Source organism: Thermococcus sp., assembly GCF_027052235.1.
Classification (GTDB): Archaea; Methanobacteriota_B; Thermococci; order Thermococcales; family Thermococcaceae; genus Thermococcus.
Genome location: NZ_JALUFF010000059.1, coordinates 1 through 2,758, shown reverse-complemented (window position 1 = coordinate 2,758; position 2,758 = coordinate 1). Strand labels below are relative to the sequence as shown.

General features: G+C 53.4%; 3 protein-coding genes and 1 pseudogene. 2 read left to right on the top strand and 2 right to left on the bottom strand.

The window, feature by feature from the left end:
- Positions 1 to 60 precede the first annotated feature (60 nt).
- Positions 61 to 939 (top strand): MBL fold metallo-hydrolase, encoded by an 879-nt coding sequence (locus MVC73_RS07275; RefSeq protein WP_297509017.1) that lies wholly within the window; start codon positions 61 to 63, stop codon positions 937 to 939.
- Positions 940 to 1,032: 93 nt separating this feature from the next.
- On the opposite strand, the gene cas4 is transcribed toward MVC73_RS07275, so the two are convergent.
- On the bottom strand, positions 1,033 to 1,668 hold the full coding sequence (gene cas4 / locus MVC73_RS07270; protein WP_297509014.1) for a CRISPR-associated protein Cas4: 636 nt from the start codon (positions 1,666 to 1,668) through the stop codon (positions 1,033 to 1,035).
- A 157-nt stretch (positions 1,669 to 1,825) separates the two neighbouring features.
- Positions 1,826 to 2,158, bottom strand: coding sequence for a hypothetical protein (locus MVC73_RS07265; RefSeq protein ID WP_297509020.1), 333 nt, complete (start codon positions 2,156 to 2,158; stop codon positions 1,826 to 1,828).
- 125 nt (positions 2,159 to 2,283) lie between these two features.
- Between MVC73_RS07265 and MVC73_RS07260 the strand changes: the two are divergent.
- A pseudogene (locus MVC73_RS07260) lies at positions 2,284 to 2,758 on the top strand (class I SAM-dependent methyltransferase family protein); the annotation flags it as partial.

Below are 2,758 nucleotides of genomic sequence, written 5' to 3'. Positions count from 1 at the left end.
CCTCTCTTCTTTTCCGGTGCATTTTTATTCTTCTCGTCCCATACACTACAGGGTGGAAGTATGGGATTGCGGAAACTCGGTGATGAACTCTATCTTTATCCCGGAAGCCCAGGCACTGTCATAAAGGTCACCCCCGCTGGCGCGGTTCTGATAGACCCGGGACACGGCAAGGGGAGGCACAAAGACCTCAGGAGGGAAGTGCGGAAGCTCGGGATGGAGATAAGAGCCCAGCTGGCCACCCACAGCCACGCCGACCACATCGCGGTAGCCCCAAGGATAGAGGCTCCACTCTTCGCGCACAGGTTCGAGTTCTCGATAGCCGAGAGCCCCCTCAACAGAGAGCTACTCACCTTTGGCTCGAAGGCCCCGAAGGGGTTCCTCGTATTCCAGTTCCCGGAAGAAGTTAGGGTTCATGCGGTTTTCGAATGGGGCGATGAACTCTTCGGCTTCAAAACCCTGAAGCTCAACGGCCACTCGCCCGGAATGACGGGCTTCCTGGACGAGGAAAACGGGGTAATCTATGCAGGGGATTCTTTCTTCGGCGAGAGGCTTATAGGCTCGGTTGGGGTGCCCTACCTGGTAGATCCAGAGTCCTTCAAAGCTTCAATTGAAGAACTGCAGAATTATGCAGAAAAGGGTTACCTTCTCATACCATCGCATGGAAAGCCCGTTGATGGTGACGAAGCGAAGAACCTCCTCCACTTCAACCTGAAAAGGGTGGAAGAGGCAGAAAATTTGATCCTGGGGATTCTTCAGAAACCGGCATCAATTGACGAGATAGCCTTCAGGCTGATGGAGCACTACGATGTTGAGGTGACTCCCCAGAAGCTTGCCCTGAACCTCGTGCCAGTGAGGGGGTTCATAGCGGAGCTCTACAACAGGGGAGAGATAGAGGCACTCGTTGACGGAGGGCTTAAGTGGAGGATACGAAAGGATTAGGTCTGTGGTTGCCAACCCCAAAGATTACCACAATCTTTGTGATTAGCAACCCCAAAATTTTCCAAATCCTTGGGGTTTCAAACCACAGGGAACTCACTCATCATCCGGAAAACACAGATAACGGTAGGGACAGAATTTACAGGAAAAGCTCCTCCATCCCTCAGGCGGCCTGTCCCTCTCGTAGGCCCTCTTAACCCTGTAAAAGTGCCTCAGGGTCTCCTTGAAGAGCGCCTTGTCGTAGGGAACCTCAAAGGCCCTGAAGTTGGGGCCCTTGACCACCGGGAAGTTCGAAAAATCGATCCTGTTTATGACCTTCATGGGCTCCTCGTGGAGCTTTATGTAGTAGAGGTACCCGTACTCGGCCTCGGCCCATCTCATGTAGACGTTAAGCTGGGCAAGGTGGTAATCGTAGGGGGTACGCGGGAGACTCGTCTTGCCCTTTATCTCGATTGGAAAGTCACGAACCGCGTCAATCCTGCCGTGTATTTCAAAACCGAGCTTCTGTGAGCGGAGAACGAGATGTTTTTCGAGTTCAAAGCCGAAGCGCTTCTTCAAAATCTCGCCCAGAACGTTGTGGGTGTTTACCCCCTGGTTTAACCTTACCTTCACAAACTCCGGCCACCTCTCCGGATAGCCCTTAAGCCGGAAGTATATCCTCCTCGGACAGGTCAGGGCCTCGCTGGCGTAGAATTCTATCAGCTCGCTTCCATCCCCGTTGTTCCCGTTCATATTTCACCCTCCTGAATGGGGCGGCTCATCGGCCCGCGAACCTCCCCGCCCCGGCGTCAGCTAATACCGACGTCATCACGATTCAGTCTGGGCAAGGGTCGTCATCCGCGTGGAGGGTAAAGCGTGGAGCGTTTTAAAGGTTTGGGAAGAAGAGAGCTCAGAGTATGGTTCCCTTCCGCCTCTTGAGAGAGTAGCTGAGACCGTAGGCGGGCCATATGCTCGGTGGCTGGTCGTAGTGGTGGAGGTTTCTAAGAATTTTCTCGGCCGTTTTTCTGTTCTTGGCCTTAATGCGGAGAACGCCTTTGTCAAGTTCGACGACCCCATCCGAGAGCCGCAGCGTGAGCCTTGACCCGTCGACCTCTGGCCTTGCCTTCATCAAGAGCCTCCGGTAATCCCCGTAGGCCTCGTCACTCAACTTCTGCTCAAGAAGGGCGGTTTTATCGTGTTTAAACAGGCGGGAAAACCAACTATTCGGGGGTTCATCATCCATAGACTCCATCGACCTCCAGAGGAGTTCTCGCTTTAACTTCGGCCTTTCGGTTTTTAAGGCTTTCTCATCGCTTTTTGCCGAAGTGACGGGAAAGTCTTTTTAATGCCAGGAGGAGATTTAAAGCGATGGCAAGGACACAGCTTATAAAACCGCGCATCCGGGAAATTCTCTCCAATGAGCTGCCCTCGGAGTTGGTTGAGAAGCTCCCCAAGCACTGGGTCAGGATAGGGGACGTTCTCATCCTCCCGCTCAGGCCCGAGCTTGAGCCCTATAAAAAGAGGATAGCCGAGGTTTACGCCCAGGTTCTTGGCGTTAAAACGGTTCTCCGGAAGGGGAGGATAGGGGGTGAGTTTCGCGAGACGAACTACGAGGTTCTCTACGGGAGTGATACTATCACCGTTCACGTGGAAAACGGCATCAAGTACAAGCTCGACGTCGCTCGGATAATGTTCTCCCCTGCAAACGTCAAAGAGCGTGTGAGAATGGCAAAGGTTGCAAAGCCGGATGAACTTGTGGTCGACATGTTCGCGGGCATTGGACACCTCAGCCTGCCGATGGCAGTTCATGGAAAGGCGAGAGTCATTGCGATAGAGAAGAGCC

What these genes read in the sequence shown, in the direction of transcription:
- MVC73_RS07275 (WP_297509017.1), top strand. Translation starts at nt 61, where the DNA reads ATGGGATTGCGGAAACTCGGTGATGAACTCTATCTTTATCCCGGAAGC.
- cas4 (WP_297509014.1), bottom strand. Translation starts at nt 1,668, where the DNA reads ATGAACGGGAACAACGGGGATGGAAGCGAGCTGATAGAATTCTACGCC.
- MVC73_RS07265 (WP_297509020.1), bottom strand. Translation starts at nt 2,158, where the DNA reads ATGGATGATGAACCCCCGAATAGTTGGTTTTCCCGCCTGTTTAAACAC.